Origin of the sequence: Spirosoma spitsbergense DSM 19989 (assembly GCF_000374085.1) — a bacterium.
In the GTDB taxonomy this organism is placed as follows: domain Bacteria; phylum Bacteroidota; class Bacteroidia; order Cytophagales; family Spirosomataceae; genus Spirosoma; species Spirosoma spitsbergense.
The window spans coordinates 39,694-57,177 of record NZ_KB893566.1 but is presented as its reverse complement, the minus strand read 5'-3'; the positions used below and the strand labels follow the sequence as shown (position 1 = coordinate 57,177).

At 50.8% G+C, this 17,484-nt stretch carries 17 protein-coding genes; 7 read left to right on the top strand and 10 right to left on the bottom strand.

Translation table 11 applies throughout. The features are described 5' to 3' along the window. The 4 genes from B157_RS0122415 to B157_RS0122400 form a co-directional block, all read right to left on the bottom strand. Positions 1–376, bottom strand: a 376-nt coding sequence (locus tag B157_RS0122415) for a hypothetical protein (RefSeq protein WP_026308897.1), incomplete at its 3' end; no start/stop codon positions are given. Positions 377–458: 82 nt separating this feature from the next. After that, the gene (locus tag B157_RS0122410; RefSeq protein WP_020605553.1) at positions 459–983 is read right to left on the bottom strand and encodes a phage tail protein; all 525 of its coding nucleotides are present in this window, start codon (positions 981–983) and stop codon (positions 459–461) included. Between the two features lie 273 nt (positions 984–1,256). After that, positions 1,257–1,694 carry a VapA/VapB family virulence-associated protein gene (locus B157_RS0122405; protein ID WP_020605552.1) on the bottom strand — a complete coding sequence of 146 codons (438 nt, stop codon included), beginning with the start codon at positions 1,692–1,694 and terminating at the stop codon, positions 1,257–1,259. 731 nt (positions 1,695–2,425) lie between these two features. Further along, positions 2,426–2,923: a helix-turn-helix transcriptional regulator gene (locus B157_RS0122400; RefSeq protein WP_020605551.1), complete on the bottom strand. Its 498-nt coding sequence runs from the start codon at positions 2,921–2,923 to the stop codon at positions 2,426–2,428. A 274-nt stretch (positions 2,924–3,197) separates the two neighbouring features. Here B157_RS0122400 and B157_RS0122395 point away from each other — a divergent pair, with 274 nt between their 5' ends. The 4 genes from B157_RS0122395 to B157_RS0122380 are packed head-to-tail and all read left to right on the top strand — an operon-like array spanning position 3,198 to position 5,813. Continuing rightward, positions 3,198–3,665, top strand: coding sequence for a hypothetical protein (locus B157_RS0122395; protein ID WP_041952244.1), 468 nt, complete (start codon positions 3,198–3,200; stop codon positions 3,663–3,665). 42 nt (positions 3,666–3,707) lie between these two features. Next, a complete protein-coding gene (locus B157_RS0122390) occupies positions 3,708–4,361 on the top strand; it encodes a hypothetical protein (protein ID WP_020605549.1) in 654 nt (217 codons plus the stop codon). Next, on the top strand, positions 4,337–5,137 hold the full coding sequence (locus B157_RS0122385; RefSeq protein ID WP_020605548.1) for a sensor histidine kinase: 801 nt from the start codon (positions 4,337–4,339) through the stop codon (positions 5,135–5,137). The genes B157_RS0122390 and B157_RS0122385 overlap by 25 nt, the downstream gene beginning before the upstream one ends. Position 5,138: 1 nt before the next feature. Further along, a complete protein-coding gene (locus B157_RS0122380) occupies positions 5,139–5,813 on the top strand; it encodes a response regulator transcription factor (protein ID WP_020605547.1) in 675 nt (224 codons plus the stop codon). A 59-nt stretch (positions 5,814–5,872) separates the two neighbouring features. On the opposite strand, the gene B157_RS0122375 is transcribed toward B157_RS0122380, so the two are convergent. The 5 genes from B157_RS0122375 to B157_RS0122355 all read right to left on the bottom strand — a co-directional run bounded on the left by B157_RS0122375 (position 5,873) and on the right by B157_RS0122355 (position 12,626). Then, positions 5,873–7,162, bottom strand: a complete 1,290-nt coding sequence (locus B157_RS0122375) for a Zn-dependent hydrolase (protein ID WP_020605546.1) — start codon at positions 7,160–7,162, stop codon at positions 5,873–5,875. A 38-nt stretch (positions 7,163–7,200) separates the two neighbouring features. Next, positions 7,201–7,986, bottom strand: a complete 786-nt coding sequence (locus B157_RS0122370) for a M90 family metallopeptidase (protein ID WP_020605545.1) — start codon at positions 7,984–7,986, stop codon at positions 7,201–7,203. 52 nt (positions 7,987–8,038) lie between these two features. Next, on the bottom strand, positions 8,039–9,406 hold the full coding sequence (locus tag B157_RS0122365; protein ID WP_020605544.1) for a DUF4403 family protein: 1,368 nt from the start codon (positions 9,404–9,406) through the stop codon (positions 8,039–8,041). 148 nt (positions 9,407–9,554) lie between these two features. Next, positions 9,555–11,894: a PAS domain-containing sensor histidine kinase gene (locus B157_RS35875; protein WP_020605543.1), complete on the bottom strand. Its 2,340-nt coding sequence runs from the start codon at positions 11,892–11,894 to the stop codon at positions 9,555–9,557. Positions 11,895–12,077: 183 nt separating this feature from the next. Continuing rightward, the gene (locus B157_RS0122355; protein WP_020605542.1) at positions 12,078–12,626 is read right to left on the bottom strand and encodes a DinB family protein; all 549 of its coding nucleotides are present in this window, start codon (positions 12,624–12,626) and stop codon (positions 12,078–12,080) included. A gap of 189 nt (positions 12,627–12,815) precedes the next feature. On the opposite strand from B157_RS0122355, the gene B157_RS0122350 reads away from it, so the two are divergent. Continuing rightward, positions 12,816–13,847 (top strand): S66 peptidase family protein, encoded by a 1,032-nt coding sequence (locus tag B157_RS0122350; RefSeq protein WP_026308894.1) that lies wholly within the window; start codon positions 12,816–12,818, stop codon positions 13,845–13,847. Between the two features lie 18 nt (positions 13,848–13,865). Next, positions 13,866–14,120 carry a DUF3820 family protein gene (locus B157_RS0122345; RefSeq protein ID WP_026308893.1) on the top strand — a complete coding sequence of 85 codons (255 nt, stop codon included), beginning with the start codon at positions 13,866–13,868 and terminating at the stop codon, positions 14,118–14,120. Between the two features lie 68 nt (positions 14,121–14,188). On the opposite strand, the gene B157_RS0122340 is transcribed toward B157_RS0122345, so the two are convergent. Next, a complete protein-coding gene (locus tag B157_RS0122340) occupies positions 14,189–15,820 on the bottom strand; it encodes an amidohydrolase (protein ID WP_020605539.1) in 1,632 nt (543 codons plus the stop codon). Positions 15,821–15,926: 106 nt separating this feature from the next. Between B157_RS0122340 and B157_RS0122335 the strand changes: the two genes are divergently transcribed. Then, entirely contained in the window at positions 15,927–17,315 is a 1,389-nt protein-coding gene (locus B157_RS0122335; RefSeq protein ID WP_020605538.1) for a TolC family protein, read from the top strand. Positions 17,316–17,484: the final 169 nt, after the last annotated feature.

Genomic DNA, 17,484 nt, shown 5'->3' with positions numbered 1-17,484 from the left:
AAAAACTTATGGTGTTGAGCGGCCCCGATGTAAACGTGCCAGTACCGTTGGTGGCAGAGTGGGTTGTGGCAAACCCACCACTGCCATTGTTGAGTTTGAGAAAAATATCGTTGGTCGCTGTCGTCCCCGTTTGGTAGAGCATATCAATGTCTCCATCGTTGTCGGCATCAAAGAAAATGCGCCGGGTTGCTGATGTCAGCGCCGGAAATGGGTCAGCCTGTACACTATATGAAACGGCTGCCAGCACACTTCCTGTTCGTGCCGATTTTTTCGGCGGGTCGTGTGTTTTAGCAAAAATACCTCCGCTCAGAAGTATGAACAGGGTTAGGAAACCAATCGGTTTCAGTGCTATTGACGTGAAGTAGTGCTTCGACATAATGAAAGAGGGGTTATCGTGAGGTCAATCAAAAATACCCGGTCTGTGCGGACACAGACCGGGAAAATTAACAGGAAACAGATTAATTCCGGGATGGAAAAATCCCCTCTACGGCAATGCAGTAATTCATTGTCAGATATGGTTGCATATTCTGGTGCGGCTGATTACTACCCGCCATACCGATTGATCGCGGATCAGCTACGGCATCCGGGCTTGTTCCGTAGGCAGATAGAGGCTCCCCGTTAACACCTGGTACGGCCAGGATATGGTTGGCTGGCGAACTTTGGCTGGCTGGCTGATCCGAGACCTCCATCAGGTGGTTGTGCTGGGGCATCTGCGTCTGAAGCAGCGTAACCTGCTCCGAACCCGCTGCCTGCCCCATCTGGTAATTGCTTAGGCCCGGCCCACTTCCCTGACCGTTGGGTACGCGGCCCCGCAAATCGGGTAAGGCAAAAGTGGTGACACCGTCGCCCCCGTAGGTGGTGCCGATGAGCGAAAACAGGGCCTGGTTCTGGGCAATAGACAGCAGTTGACCGTTGCAGAACATCCAGCCGCGTGGGGCAAAATTGAAGCCAAAGAGGCCAATCATGCCAATGTAAACGTCCATAACAAGAATGGTTTTTTAGAAGAGAATAGATATAAAAAGAAGCAGACTGATAATCTCTGATATTCCGAAACGCACTTATGAGTAACCTATTTTTCTACTCATTTGCTGGTGCGCTTATTTATTACCAATCCACAAATAATCATAAGACAACGCATAGTAGTGGAAGGGCAGTGACTGACTCGTCCCAATTACAGGTCGATATAGAACGAACCTGTCAGCTTTCCGGAATCTGGCAGGTTCGTTCCGTATGATTACTTAAACCAATTTTTCATGTTACGACCAGGAACCGGTACCTCCACCCGTTCCCAACACCGTCGAGACGCTGCCCGACTGGAAGCTGCCAAGGAAGTTGTGCTGAGCGTCGAAGAAGTTCAAGTTCGTGTATATCGGTGTAGCATTGAACTGGAAACTAACCGTACTACTGTAAAGCCGATTGATATCGTCCGTATAAATGTCACCGAAAAGCGCACCACCCCCGGGCGACGAAACACCACCGGCTTTACCGTTGAACGTTTTTCCACCCGTGACCGCTACCTGGAATTGCAGATAGAAAACCATACTCGCTACGCTGCCTTTAGCCGGATAGCTGTTAGTGGTGGCCACCAGGCTCTCTACGGCACTGTCGATAGCTGCGGGTTGCAGGGCACCCTGCAGGTTGGCGCGAAGATCAGCACCAATTGTTTCTTTGGATATTGTTTGAGTAGTTTCCATGAAAGAGAAAATAAGAGATGAATTTTTGGTTATGAGGATAATGCATTTGCCCAAAACGGGCAGGTCTATGCCTTACAGGTGCTCTTCACCTGAAAAGCCTGTTGTGGGTGGCGAATGTGCCGTGGCGGTTTTGATCATGAGTTTGACTTTTTGAAAAAGGATTAAAAAAAAGAAACTGCATATTCACGTCACGAATGCCCTGACTAATAGACTGGATTTGAGTCACTGGCAAAACCGTCTTCAGGTGATGCGTGGTGAACTGAAAACCCTTTGCGTTTTCGTTGTTGTGAATACGATGGCAAGTACGCCCCCAATTAATTCAACCGCTAGCACTCTCGTTGCATATAGTAACACTCTCGTTGCATTTTCATAAAAAAAATACATCTTAAGTGGTAAAAAACAAAATTTCTTATACTGTATAAAAATAATAGGTATACTCTTAGCTTGACTTTAGCCTTTTAGAAAAGCCTTAAATTGGCCTGTTTAAGCAGAAATAGAGCCTGATTGTATTTTTGAACATCTGATTTTTCAAGCTGATGTTCAAAAATAGATAGCTCAATCGTGTTCTATGGCCTGTGAAAAGCATTTCGTGTTTTCCAAACAGCTAAAGTCAAGCTTAGTTAACAAAAAACAGTATTATCTACACATTCACCTGCCTTCGTATAAACCCGGCTAACAACAAAAAAGCCTGGATTAACAGGCTTTTGTCTATATCAAACGGGCATTTACAGCTATGTAATCAGCTTACTATACTGCGATGGCAATACGCCGTATCGTTCATGAAACACACGCGCAAAGTAAGACAGGTGCCCGAAGCCGACCGAGTAGGCAACCTGGGTCACATTCACCAGTCCGCCTGCCAGTAATTCGGCGGCCCGCGCCAACCGGATATCCCGGATAAACAGCGTTGCAGTCGTGTGGGTAACGGCCTTTAATTTGCGGTATAGCTGCGTACGACTCATGTTACTGGCCCTGGCTAGTTGCTCGACACTGAAGGAAGGATCATCCAGATGCGTATTAACAGTGGTCGACAAACGTTCGAGAAAAGCATGTCCGTAAGAAAAACCCGTCTGGCTGGTCAGCTCATCGACAGGAGACGTCTGTTCATCCTCCCACAGTTGGCTAACGGGAGAAGCGACCGAACCGGGAACAAAAGCGATTACAACCGTTTTGTACCCGATTGTATCTGACTGCCGACTGGAAATCCGTTGGGGCAAAGAGAGCATCATAGCACAGGGTTTTGGCTATTTTGTTAACGAGTACCGACGCATCTGCCCGGTGGCTTTCACCACCGGGCAGGCGTCAGCAGGGAAGGCGTTAGTATGGATATGCGTGACTCAAACTGAACTAAAAAAGAGGAATGTTCTCTGCAAAGGTGGGGGGGTGACGGCAATTCAGAAGCAGCAAAACTACGGGATCACGAAAACGGGTATTTATACGGGTATCCCTTCTTATTCAATTGGCTTAATTTGTGCCATTCACTGTAAAACTATTACTAATACTATGGTCTCTGATGAAAAAACTATAGGCTGGGAGCCATTTTCCGTTCCGCTGGAAGTGGCCCAGGAACGCATTACCAACTGGATAGATGCAGATCCTGACAAACCCGTCAAGCCAACCGACATGCGGGCCTTTGTGGTTCGCCGGGAAGATTTCGTTGAGCTACTGGCTCAGCGCGATACCGAGTTCATACGGTTATATCTGGGCCGGAAAGAAGTACCGAACGACGCAGACCGGCTGCATCCATGCCTGCTGCTGGTATCGGCTGCTTACCAGCACGATATTCATCCCGATGCGCCTAATCCTGACGAGATTATCGACCTTGTTGGAAAAGTGGTTATCGGAACTGGCGAAAATGCGGTGGAAAAGACATACGACGTCTTCGACTTTTCGCAGGGATGCCCTCCCTATTGCGACCCCGATAGTCCCCTGTTTATAAGACCCGACAACAAGTACGATGAGTATAAGTAATCAGGTGCCAGTCATATCCAACGAGCATAGACACACACAGGAATGCAGGATTTTTTTCTCTGGATTGGCAAAAACGGCTCGTGGTTTCTACTCCTGTCATTGGCTGTCGTCCTTTTTCGCTGGCGTTACCTGACGGATTACCTCCGGTATGTGGCCCTGTTTGTAGGACTGGCCGTACTCGGCGAAGCCACCTCCTATATAACGGCACGGGTGCTGAAGGTTCCGAACCTGTATATACTTCACTTTTATACGATTGTGGAGTTCAATATTATTGCGCTGTTTTACCGGGCATTCTTCAGCCGTTTCTATCCCCGGCTTCTGGTACCGGGCCTCATGATTGGGTTTACTACGCTGGCGATTCTGAACAGTGCGTTTCTTCAGCCCCTCACGGGCTATAACACCTACGCCCGTGGACTGGAGGGCCTGCTCGTGATAGCCCTGGCGTTGTTGTGTTTCTATAAAATGCTGACCGAACTGACCGCCAAACGAATCGACAGGCATCCTGTATTCTGGATCAATACAGGTTTTCTCCTCTATTTTGCGGGAAGTCTTTTTTTTCTAATTCTGAGTAATATTCTGCTGACCAACTCGAATCGAACGCTTATCTTAACAGTTTTCGGTCTTCATGCACTCCTGATGGTCGTGATGCACCTGTTGATTAGCATTGGTTTATGGCTCAGTCCGCGACTTCGATAGATATATACGTACTGGTTTTTGGTGGTGCACTGGCTCTTTCGCTGCTGGTAGTAGGCATCGTTGGATTTCTGATTTTTTACCAAAAACGGCTTGCTGATCAGGCCCTGATCGTTAAAGAAATGGAACTAAGCTATCAACAGGATGTCATTTACCGGACGCTCGATGCCGTTGAGGACGAGCGTAAACGGGTAGCCCGCGACCTGCACGACGAGGTGGGAGCTGCCCTGTCGGCTATGCGGCTGCTAATCGGGCAGCTATCGCAAAAGAATCTGCCTGCTGCCGAAGCCAGCAGCCTGACTACTACGTTTAAAGGGGTTATCGACCACACCATCGACAGTGTCCGGCGCATTTCCAATGATCTGCTGCCCCAGGGGCTGGACGAACTCGGACTGGTTTACGCTCTCGAAGGGCTGTGCGAAAATACCATGACCCTGGCCGATGTAACGGTGGATTTGGTTATGAATGATGAAATTGTATTGTCCGGCCGCACGAACCTGATTGTGTACCGACTGGCGCAGGAGCTTCTCAACAACGCCCTCAAACATGCCGAAGCCACCACGATTGACCTGAGCCTGCATCAAACTGCCGATGCGCTGGTGCTGCACTATGCCGATAACGGCAAAGGATTCGACTATGAGCAGGCGTGGCAAAAACGCAGCTTTGGTCTCAAAAACATTGAAACCCGCGCTCAGATGCTCAACGGGGTTGCCGTTTTCGATACCCAGCCGGGGCAGGGGTTGCGCGTTACCATCCAGATTCCACTAACTAACCGATAGTATGCCTCCCATCCGAGTAGCCATCGCCGACGATCAGGTACTATTCCGCAAGGGTATGATGGCTATTGTAAATGGCTTTGAGGGACTCCAGATCACCCTCGAAGCCGACAATGGACGGATGCTGCTCGATGCCCTCGCCACAGCTAATCCCAGACCCGATGTGGTACTGCTGGACCTGTCGATGCCCGAATTGAATGGCGTTGAAACCACCAAGCTCATCCACAAATCCTACTCCAACCTAAAGATTATTATCCTGTCGGTGTACGGCGAAGACCGCTTCGTAACGCACCTGATGGACCTGGGCGTGAATGCCTATCTGTTCAAGAATGTGGAGCCGCTGGAAGTAGAACGGGCGATTCGGGCGGTCGTGGAGAAAGGCTTTTATTTTAACGAAGCGTTTCTGACAGCGATGCGAAATCGGATGCTGGTAAAAAAGCCCCGCCGACTGCTTACCGAAGACCTCCCGGCTACGCTCACCGCCCGCGAAACAGAAGTGCTCGATCTCATTTGCAAACAACTTACCGCCCCCGAAATTGCCGAACGGTTGTGCCTGAGTATCCGCACCGTAGACGGGCACCGGGCTAACCTACTCGAAAAAACAGGTGCCCGCAACACCGCCGGACTGGTTCTGTTCGCCATCAAAACCCATCTGCTCGACCCCTCCGACCTACTTTGACACAGCATGTCTACTGCTCAGGGTTTCGATTTTTTCTAAAGGAATGGCATTTTCTGTGTTTACTCCCGGTCCAGAGCCAGTACCGTTTGCAGCAATACAGTAGCGCCGTTGGCAATGTCCACTCCTTTCGAGAATTCTTTGGGGGAATGACTGATGCCGCCCACGCTGGGAATAAAAATCATACCCACCGGTGTAATGTGGGACACTTCCTGCGAATCATGCCCGGCACCACTTTGCATGGTCCGGTACGAAAAGTCCAACGATTTGGTAGCCTGAATGATTTTATCCTGAATCGGTTTGGCCGTAAGGGCGGGGGTTACCGGTGTTAATGGCTGGCGGAATGTAATGGTCGTACCGGAGGCTCTGGCAATTTCCTTTGCCCTGTTTTCTACTTCGCGAAACAGGCTCCATATGGTATCGTACGACAAATCCCGGATTTCCATGCCCAGCACTACTTTACCAGGAATGACGTTGTACGCGCCCGGTTCTACAGCAATTTTACCCACCGTACCCACCTGCCGACCTTCATGACTCGTAATCACTTCGTTGATGGCCACGGTTAGTTTGGCGGCTGCCAGCATGGCGTCGTGCCGGTTGTTCATGGGCGTGGTACCAGCGTGGTTAGGCGTACCCTGAATCGTTACCTCCCAGTCTTCAATACCCACAATGCCTTCCACCACGCCAATTTGCAGGTTTTCCTTCTCCAGAATCCCCCCCTGCTCGATGTGCAGCTCAACAAAAGCGGCTAAGTCCCCTTTCTTACGAACCATTTTACTCAGGCTGTCGGGATTGCCGCCAATGGCCCGGATACCGTCGGCCATTGTCAGGCCACTCTGGGTTACCGCTTTCAGCGCAGCTGGCGTAATTTTGCCGATCATAGCCCCGCTGCCAATGGTGCCGCCTTCTTCATTGGCAAAAATGAGCAGTTCGAGCGGGTGTTCGGTCACGATGTTATTTTCGTTAAGAACGTCAACCAGTTCCAGTCCGCTCACGGAGCCAACAGTGCCGTCGTAATTACCCCCATTCGGTACCGTGTCGATGTGAGACCCAAAACCGATGGGTTTCAGGGCCGGATTTTTACCTTTTCGTCGCCCAACGATATTGCCCGCGAAGTCAATACTTACGTCGAGTCCGGCTTTTTTCATCAACCCGATAAAGTAGATGCGGCCTTCCTGATCGGCTTTGCTATACCCCACGCGGGATGCCCCGCCGGGCTGTGCCCCAAATTTTGCCAGTTCCAGTAGTCGGCCTTCAATCCGTTGCTGGTTGACTTTCAGGCTATTCGATTGAGTTTGAGCAATGGCTGCGGATGAAGCAAGGAGCAGGTAAAAGAGTAGCGTTTTTTGCATGGTTGTAAGTTCTGACCAGGCGCAATTTACGACCTGTTTCACAGTTCCCTGTCCGCTTTTATTGGATTCTGCCGGAAAATCTCTTCCAGCCGGGCAAACAGTTCCGGGTGCTTTTCCTGCAATAAATCCGGTCGTTTGAAGAAATACTCCGACACTACCGCAAAGAACTCGGCTTCGTTGGTGATGCCATACGGGTTAATGTCAGACTGGTTAGCCTTAATTTCCCGAATAGTCTGGTGAATCAGTTGCAGCCAGGGTTTGATGTGGTCATGTACCATCAGGTGTTCCGGTAAGCCGTCCGTGGCCCCGTCGGCTTTGTCGAGCAGGTGAACAAATTCGTGAATACCGGTATTGCCTTTGCTGGTATCGTTGGCAAAGCCTTCGTGCAACGCGGGTTTGGACAGCACCATGGTACTCTGCAACGCCCCCCCCTCGCCTACCATGCCCAGTATGTTACGTCCTTCGCCGGTGGTCTGGTAGTCTTTGTTAAAACTACCCTCATAAAGCAACACGTTAGTGAGTGGATAATACCAGTCGTCGAAGCCAAAAATCGGAATAATGGCACTGCTGGCAACCAGCACCTTATCGACATCATCTACGGTGGTTTCAACCCCTTCGATACGGACATCGTGCAGAAAGCGGTTCACCCGTTCCTCGAACAGTCTTTTTCTATCGTCACTCAACGACTGGTAGTAGGCAACGTGTTCCTGCAATAGCCGGGGATACATAACGGGCAGCGGCTGGGCATACCGCACTTTGCGCTGCCAGTACCGCCAGCCAAGCCAGCCGGCTATCAGTGCGAGTACACTCACTAAAAAAATCATTGGCTAGTTGTTTTCGGTTTAGCTATAGATTGAAGCTATTCAGGCTTCGTCATTACAACGTATCAACCCGTAAGGCAACGGTCGATTTTACGTGGATGAGTGCTTGAATACCGTCAGGCCGGATGGCAATTTTCTGCGGTACGAACCGGAAGGTGCTGATGCCCATATCCGTTTTTTTACCGGGTCCTTTCTCAAACGCTTCGTTTATTTTTTGAGGCAAATCGGCAATATCGTCGCCCAGTTTAATGGTTATCAATTCCTCCAGTAGCTTGCGGAGACTATCGTGCCACAGTGTACCGGCTTTTTTTGACAGTATACTGCCGGATTCTCCGTCAAAGTCCAGACTATCTACCTTCAGCGTATTGGTCAACGTATCAAACACGGGCCTGCCTCTCAGGTATACCGTACCGTTAAAGAGCCCTTTCACATCGGCCTTCACGATCAGTGCATGCTGCCCGCCGTATACCGACGCGCTTTTGAGTGTCAGGCTACCCATTGCCAGCTTTTTATCCTGCTTATTGATCGTTATGGCCAGCATACGGTTGATATCGGCATACGGAATAAAGCTCATCAGGTGCAGGTCGGATACGAGCGAAACCTGTTCCCGTTTCTGCAATGAAGGCAGCGGTGTTTTGGTGTACTCCGGTGTTTCCGGCTTTAGCTTTGTCGATGTCTCGAAAGCAATACGGAGGGGCACTATTAGCTGCTCCCTGTCGCCCCCTACCTTACCCGCGGTCACACTAACTGGGTTTGGTATCAGCCAGAGTCCGTATTTTTTATCGATAAGCATGGGTTTCTGCAAGTCGCGCCAGGTGGGTTCCACCATCTGGTCCAGCCGCAGTTTTTCATGAACCGCAGAATCTATAGCCTGCTCAATATCTGTTTTGTGCTTATCCAGAATCTTCTGGGCAATGTTGGTTAGCGAAATATTGGCACCCAGCAAATGCACCTCAGGCTTGCTGAGCCACTTATAGTCCGAAAACGTGGTGTGGCTGGCTATCCGCCAGTTGGATGTTACGCTGACCGGTGTCCTGAAATTCACCTCCATCGCACAAAATGGTTTATCGGGCGGGGTCGTGTCTTTGCTGAACGGTTTCGTTAACCACATTTGCAGGGGTGCCGACATCACCACCTGCTGGTCGACGTACTGAACCCGAACGGGGCCCAGGCGTTTGACCCGAAACGAAACGATGCCTTTTACTTTACCATCCGACGTTTCCTTACCAATCAGCACGGGGTCGAGTGCCTGATTAATTTTATCTTTCAATACCTGCAGTGGAAACGTAACTGGCCCGGCAACGTAGGAAAGCGTTGGTGGAATAGGCGGATCGAATCCCTCCGCCTTGGGTGCCTTTGGTTTTGATTGCTGGCACTGCGCCATCAGCAGCACTGTTGCCAGGCCCGTTAAAAATCGAATCATCGTACGTAAACTGTAGTGGTAGGTCAGGAATACCGCAAGTTATTGCGTTGACATACCAACATCCTCCGTGAACGGAATGTTTGTACGCCCTGCCCCGGAGCATCAATTGCGTAACGCTATCCAGTAGCGGGTGGCCCGGCCCGATGCATTAATCGGACATTGTTGGCAGATAGACCATGAATCGGGCTCCTTGTCCGGGTTGGCTGCTGGCGGTGATACCTCCGCCATGATTGGCCGCTACTTTCTCGCAGATAGCTAAGCCAATGCCTGTGCCGGGATACTGATTTCTACTGTGAAGACGATGAAAAACGCCGAAAATGCGGTCTGCGTATTTATCATCGAAGCCGATGCCATTGTCGCTTACGTCAATGCAATAATACAGATCAGCTATCTCCACAGGCCTAACCGATGAGGGCAAATCGGCTGCCTTGACCCGCAGGCAACTAACCCGAATGATGGGAATTACGCCATCCCGCCGAAATTTCAGCGCGTTACTCAGCAGGTTCTGAAACAACTGGCTTAACTGACTGGCATCGCCCTGGATGGAAGGCAGCGATTCCACGATTATCTGAGCTGACGTTTCGCCGATGGCTACTTCCAGGTTGTTCAGTACCATTTCCACTACCTCACCCAGTTGTACGGGTACGCTGGCATCCTGCCGGGTCGAAATCCGTGAGTAACTCAGTAAATCGTTGATGAGCGTAGACATCCGACTGGCGGCTGACTGCATCCGGTTCAGGTAATCGACCCCTTCATCCAATGAATCGGCATACTGGTTTTTGAGCATATCGCCGAAGGACTGAATCTTGCGCAACGGCTCCTGCAAATCGTGGCTGGCCACGTAGGCAAATTGCTCAAGGTTTCTGTTGGACCGTTCGAGTCCCTGAATGGATGCCTCCAACTGTTGGGTGCGCTCGGCTACGAGTTGCTCCAGTCGCTCGGCCATCGTCTTCTGCTCATCGATGTCGGTGTTGGTACCCACCCACTGGATAATCTGTCCCTGCTCATCTTTAACGGGATAAACCCTGGTTAGAAACCACCGGTAGTTACCCGCCTTATCCCGCAGGGGAAAGGTCAGTTCGAATGGCTGGTCCCGCCCCCAGGCCTCCCTGATAAAGCTAACGACCCTATCCTGATGGTCAGGATGGTGTACCAACTGCCAACCCCAGCCCTGCATCTGTTCCAGGTTGGTACCCGTGTACTCGTACCAACGCTCATTGTACCAGTGAATCCACCCATCGGCATTGGCAATCCAAGCCAGTTGGTCAATCGAGTTAGCTAAGGTGCGGAAGCGATTTTCGCTTTCTTCAATCTGCTGCTTGGCCAGTGCCAGGTCGGTAACATCGGCTGCGGTATTCATCACCCCGTATACCTGACCCTGCGCATCAACCAGCGGGGTAAAACTGTAGTTGAAGTAGTACGGACGTATCTTTCCATCCACCACTAACTCTACACGCTGACTATGGGCATGGAAAGGTGTACCGGTTGTATAAACACGATCTAACTGAGCGAAGATTTGCTGATTTTCCAGTTCCGGCAAAATGTCCGAAAACCGTTTACCAATCACGTCGTTACCCTTCTCCCAAATGTCTAGGATAGACTGGTTGGCAAGCAGGATGCGCATCTCCCGGCCAGCGTACACGCCAATGGGAAAGGGGGCACTTTCTACCAAACTACGTAGTTGCTGCTCACTGGCTTTAATCTGTTGCCGGGCAGTACGCTCAGCGGTAATATCCCGAAACGTGAATACTACCCCGTCGTTGTACCGGACGGTTACAGTGGCGTACCAGTTGTCGAGTCCCTCGCCTGTGTAGTGCCGGTCGCACTCAATAGGCTGTCCCGTTTCCACCACCTGCACAAAATCGTCGAAAATACCAGCCTGCCGGTATGCCGGATGAAGGGACGAGTAAAGCTGCCCAGCCAGTTCAAGGGGAGTAGTAAACTGTTTCGTGACGCGGTTAGCCAACTGATAGGCAAAATCAGTTATCGTACCCTGTTCATTTCGAACGCTGGTCAGCACACTGATACCCGCCGACGTACCGTCGAACACGGCCTCAAGCAAGTCAGTTTTATCCTGCGCCAGCATATCCTTCGTTACGTCCTGCGCTACGCCCGCAAAGCGGTACACAACACCTGATTCGGTAAAATAACTTTTACCCATGGACCGAACCCAGCGTAGTTTTCGACTGTCGGCCGCAATAGTGCGGAAAGTAACGTCGAACATACCACCCGATTGAGGGTCCATAGCCCACTGCACGGCTGCTTCGACCCGGCTCACATCGTCGAGATGAATATAGTTAATAGCCCGTTGGTAGGGTAGCTGATTTTCTTTGGTCAGCCCAAAGAGTTCGCGGCAGCGGTCATCCCAGTGAACCAGTTGGGTAATGGGGTCCAGGTCCCAGGTACCGAGTCCGGCGGCCTGCAGGGCAAAGTCAATATCAAGCTGGTGATTAAGGTTAGCAGCCAATGGCTTCGTTTCGTCCATCATAGGGGAATATAGCGCATTTCAGACTGTCATACGGCTACGACAAATCGTGCCATGAAAGTACAAATCAGGGAAAAATAACCAGCAATGGGTACATTTTTGTTCGCTAAAATTTATTCTACACACCTTTTGGTTAGTCTGTTTCCAGCCAAAGACAACCTGTATGTCAGCGATTGTCTCTGTGCGCTAAAACAATTTCTCATTCGGCGGCTTAACTCCTTTCATCCGAATATAGATGGTACACTGTCCCCGGTGGTGGGTCTGGTGTTCGAAGGCTTTCGCCAGTACGACCTCCCGCGTCATCTCGCGCGGCCCCATTTTTACGGTTTCGGCCAGTTTTGCATCGGTCATACCTTTCACCGCATCCAGCATGAAATCGTAGCTGTCCATTATGGCTTTCGTTAGTGCCTCTTTGGTTTTAAGGTCAGCCATTTCTTCCATTTTCTTTCCCTGCATGGGGTTGGCTTTGCCACTGGCGGTTGCACCAAAGCCGTAATTGGCAGAAGCCAGGTGGAGCATCTGTTCGGCAAATGAGCGAATTTCAGGGGTTGGCTTGTAGTTAACACCATCTTCGGGCATCGTATCCAGATACTCTTTCGTATATTCTTTGGCCCGTTGCCAATCGGTCGTCATCTGGGTAATTGTCGTGAGCGGGGCAGCGGCTTCAGCAGCCGAAAAAACCCAGAGCATGCCTGCAAAGGCAGCGATGAACTGTAGATGTGATTTAATTAGCATAATTATAGATTGGTTGGGGTGTTACACATGGATTTGCAAGCCGATTTCTGAACGGAAATCCAGGTATATAGTCCCGAAAGTAGCCCATTCTTAATCAAAATAAAAGGTATGATCAGTCGAAGCGAGTGCGCTGGCTTGGCCGATACGTTGCTTTCCAGTATATTTCTGCCACTGACATCACGTTTACCCATGCCATCCCGTCGTTCATTTTTACAGGCTGCCAGCGTAGTTCCGTTTCTCTCGCTGACTACCCATCAGCAACCGCCCGTCGCCCTCGTCAAACCGGAACGCCTGCGCCCCGGCGACACCGTTGGATTATTCTGTCCGGCTGCTCCGGCTTATGACCCACAAACGGTAGCCATTGCGCAGGAATCGCTGCTGGCACTGGGTTTCAAAACGAAAATAGGGCCGCACGTGTACGACCGCTACGGCTATCTGGCCGGGCGAGATGCCGACAGGGCCGCCGACCTGCACGCCTTTTTCGACGATAAAAGTGTGAAAGCAGTCATGGCAATTCACGGCGGCTGGGGCTGCGCCCGCCTGTTGCCCCTGCTTGATTACGACCTGATTCGGCGCAATCCAAAAATCCTGATTGGCTACAGCGACATTACAGCTTTACTACTGGCTATATACGCCAAAACCGGTCTGGTAACCATGCATGGGCCGGTTGGATCGGCTACCTTCAATGCCTATACGGTGGACTGGCTCCGACGAGTCCTTATCGAAGGCGAAGCCGTAACCATGCAAAACCCAACAGAAAAAGGTGATAATTTGGCACAGGTACAGGACCGAATCACCACCCTCAAGCCGGGTCTAGCGCGGGGCAGGCTGGTGGGCGGTAACCTCACCGTACTGAGTCACCTGATTGGTTCTCCTTACCTCCCCAACTGGCAGAATGCCATCCTGTTTATTGAAGATACGCACGAGGAACCGTATCGCGTGGACCGGATGCTGACCCAGCTCAAACTGGCCGGCATCCTGAATCAATTGGCGGGNTTTGTATTTGGTAAGTGTACCGATTGCGAACCAAAAGGCGGTGGCTACGGCTCATTGACTCTGGACGATATACTGACCGAACATATCATTCCCTTAAACAAACCTGCCTTTACCGGTGCCATGATTGGCCACATTCGCGATAAATTTACCGTACCACTAGGTATCGACGCGGAAATTGATGCCACCGCGGGCACTATCCGACTGCTCGAACCGGCCGTGGCATGAATGTTAAAAATAAAAAATATGACTGGAGAACCAGCTTTCGGAAATCCCGAACTACTGAAGGAATTGCTGACCTACAAAATGCCTTTTGGCAAGTACAAGGACAAACTTATCCGGGCGTTACCCATTTCGTATCTGGAGTGGTTCGTACAGAAGGGCTTTCCGGCGGGTAAGCTGGGGATGCTGTTGCAGACCATGTACGAAATCAGACTGAATGGACTGGATTATCTGCTGGATGAATTAACCCGTATTCAGCGGGGCCAACGACCCCACTGAACCTGGATTGATGGTTTTAGTATCGTTAACGCACCGGTTAATTTTGTTGCATTAGCTGGTCAATAAGTTCAATACACCCGCTCACCACCAATCCAGGTTTGCAGTACTTTCGTCTGGCGAAGCTGGTTGTTTGGCACGAACATAATATCGCGGTCAAGAATCACAAAGTCAGCCTGTTTGCCGGGGGCGATGCTACCGCGCAACTGGTCCTCAAAACAGGCATAAGCGGCCCATCGGGTCATGGCCAGCAGAGCCGATTTGCGGTCGACGGCGTTCTCCATCTGGAATCCTCCCGGTGGAAAGTTTTTAGCGTCCTGACGGGCTACAGCTGCATGAAAGCCAAACAATGGGTTGACGGCCTCCACCGGGAAATCGCTGCCGAACGCAATCATGCCATTCTGATTCATCAAATCCTTAAACGCGTATGCTCCTTTTACCCGAATTGGCCCCAACCGATCGGTAGCCCAGTACATATCTGACGTAGCATGCGTGGGCTGTACGGACGGAATGATCGAATAGCGCCCAAACGACCAGATATCCTCCGGCGATACGACCTGCGCGTGTTCAATCCGCCACCGCCGGTCGTTTTTCCCCTTGAGTAGTTTGCCGTATAAGTTGAGCATCAGGTGGTTCGCCGAATCGCCGATGCAATGCGTATTGGCCTGGAAATTGGAGGCATACAGAAGCTTCGTTACGCGCTCCAGTTCATCCGGGCTGAGGAGCAGAAAGCCAGTTGTTTCGGGCCGGTCGCTATAGGGTCGACGCAGGCAGGCACCCCGCGAACCAAGAGCACCATCGGCGTAAAGTTTGAACGAACGGACCGTTAGTCGTTCGGTTTGAAAAGGGCCCCGCTTCAGAAAATAGTCCAGATTGGGTTCGCCCAGACTAATCATGGCATAATCGCGAATTTTAAGCGTATGCGCCTTGTGCAGGCTGTCGATCAGCTTGATCTCGTCCGGGCTGATTCCCGCATCAGAAACCGTTGTTAGCCCCAGTGCCACGCAGGCTTTTTGCGCATTCAGCAACATCCGGGCTTTGTCGGCCAGGGTGGGCTGGGGGATTACCCGCTTGATAAGTTGCATGGCATTGTCGACCAGTACGCCCGTTGGCTGACCGTTGTCGAGCACGACCTCACCTCCCGCCAGCTTCGACCCCGCCGTTACCTGCGCCAGGCGTAATGCTTTTGAATTAACCAGCAGGGCATGACCATCTACGCGCATAAGTGCGACGGGAATAGTCGGGAAAGCCTCGTCTAGTTTTTCTTTTGTCGGGAATACCTGTTCGGGCCAGTCGTTCTGGTCCCAGCCCCGTCCTGTGAGCCACATCACATCGGGGTGAGCGGTATGAAATGTTTTCAGTCGCTCAATTACTTCGTCATACGATGCAGCCCCCACCAGGTCGGCCTGGTCAAGCACCTGACCCAGCCCCAGGAAGTGGGAATGCGGGTCATAAAAGCCAGGGTAAACCGGTTTTCCCGCCAGGTCAACTGTGCTGACAGGGTCATATTTCTCGGCCAGCGCACTGGCCGAGCCTACCGCCAGGAATTTGCCTTCTTTAATGACAAACGCATTGGCCGTAGAGAAACTTGAATCAGCCGTATAAACACGCGTGTTCGTTACCAGCAAGTCTGCTTTTTCTTTGAAAGAACAGCCAGCCAGAAGCGTTGATAGAGTAGAAAGCAGCAGAAAAAGTCGTTTCATACAGATTAAAAGAGAAAGTATGCAAGATAAGTGAAAGTTGATTAGACACCAGCTAATGGCAGTTTCTCGTATTTTTGTACTAATTGTCCTTGTTAACCTCAATTCAATGAAACGCAGCAGTTGGATTCTTTTTATCTTTTTGTCATTCCCCGCTTTATCTCAACAAACGCCTAACGCGATTCAACGTGCTCAACAACGAACGTATACCATAGCCACCCTGCCTCAGGCGGGGGAGCTACTAACACTACAACAGGCTGTTGGTCAGTCCGTCGAGAAAAACTACCAGGTTCAGATTAATCGCTCGCAGGAGGATATTGCCCGGAATAACTATACAAAGGGGAACGCTGGTTATCTGCCGACGATAACCGGCAACCTGAATTCAAATGGTAGTCTGCAAAACCTCCGGCAAACGTATCTGGACGCAACCCGGCCTCCGTTGCAGGTGTATGGGGCTTTTAACCGCACCAGTAATGTAGGCGTTAATGTAACATATACCGTCTTTAATGGGTACGCCCGCCGGTCGCTTTATACGCAGTTACAGCAGTTTCTTCAGATAAGCACGGTAAATACCCGTGCTAATGTAGAGGCTACAATGGCGCAGGTGGCTACCAGTTATTATGATGTTGTTCGGCAGGTACAACGGTTTATTGCCTTTAGTCAGGCACTCGATATTTCGCGGGAACGGCTTGAACTGGCGCGGGCCAATTATGAAGTTGGGACCCGCTCAAAAGTAGATTTTCTGAGCGCACAGGTCGACTACAATACAGACAGTGCGGCTTTACTCTCGCAGGATCAGGCATTGCGGAATGCCAAGACGATCCTGAACACGTTGCTGGTGCGCGACCCTCAAACCGATTTTTCTGTTCGCGATACCATCATCGCCCAGCCAAATCTTCAACTGGCCCCGCTTCAGCAATCGCTGAGTTCGAATAACCCACAACTGGCTGCGGCTGTACTGAACCGTACCGTTGCCAACCTGAACGTAGAACTGGCCAACGCGCAACTGTTGCCGCTCGTTACGGCTCAGACGGGGTATAACTATCAGTTTATTGATAACCAGGGGGGCTTTGGTATCCGATCGGGTCGGGCAGGAGGGCCTACCTACCTGATTCAGGCTACCATTCCAATTTTCAACGGCTTTAACCTTAAACGCCAGGTTCAGAATGCCCGTGTCAATACCATTATAGCCCAGAATCAGGAAAATGATCAGCGATTACAGCTTCAATCGGCCATGGCGCAAACGTATCAGATTTACCAGAACAGCTTGAAACTACTCAATTTAGAGGTTCAGAATAACCTGCTGGCCAACCAGAACGTCGATATTGCGTATGACCGATACCGCATTGGGAACTCGACCTTTGTCGAATTTCGTAACGTACAGCGTAACGCCATCGATGCCCAAACCCGCCTGATTGAGGCCGAGTATAATGCGAAGGCAGCCGAAATTGAACTCCTTCGTCTGAGCAGCACAATCACCCAGGAAATTAGTCAGTAGGCTGCGGCTACTACCCGCTCGTATTCTCCTGGGGCATCACAGGCTACTATACCAGTACAAAACTACCTGATTCGGATACCCTTCGTAAGCCGACGTACCCACAACCACCCGTTACGAAACGACTTTTCTCTTGTATTGCACGAAGGAAAATTGTTATTTTGCGGGCTAA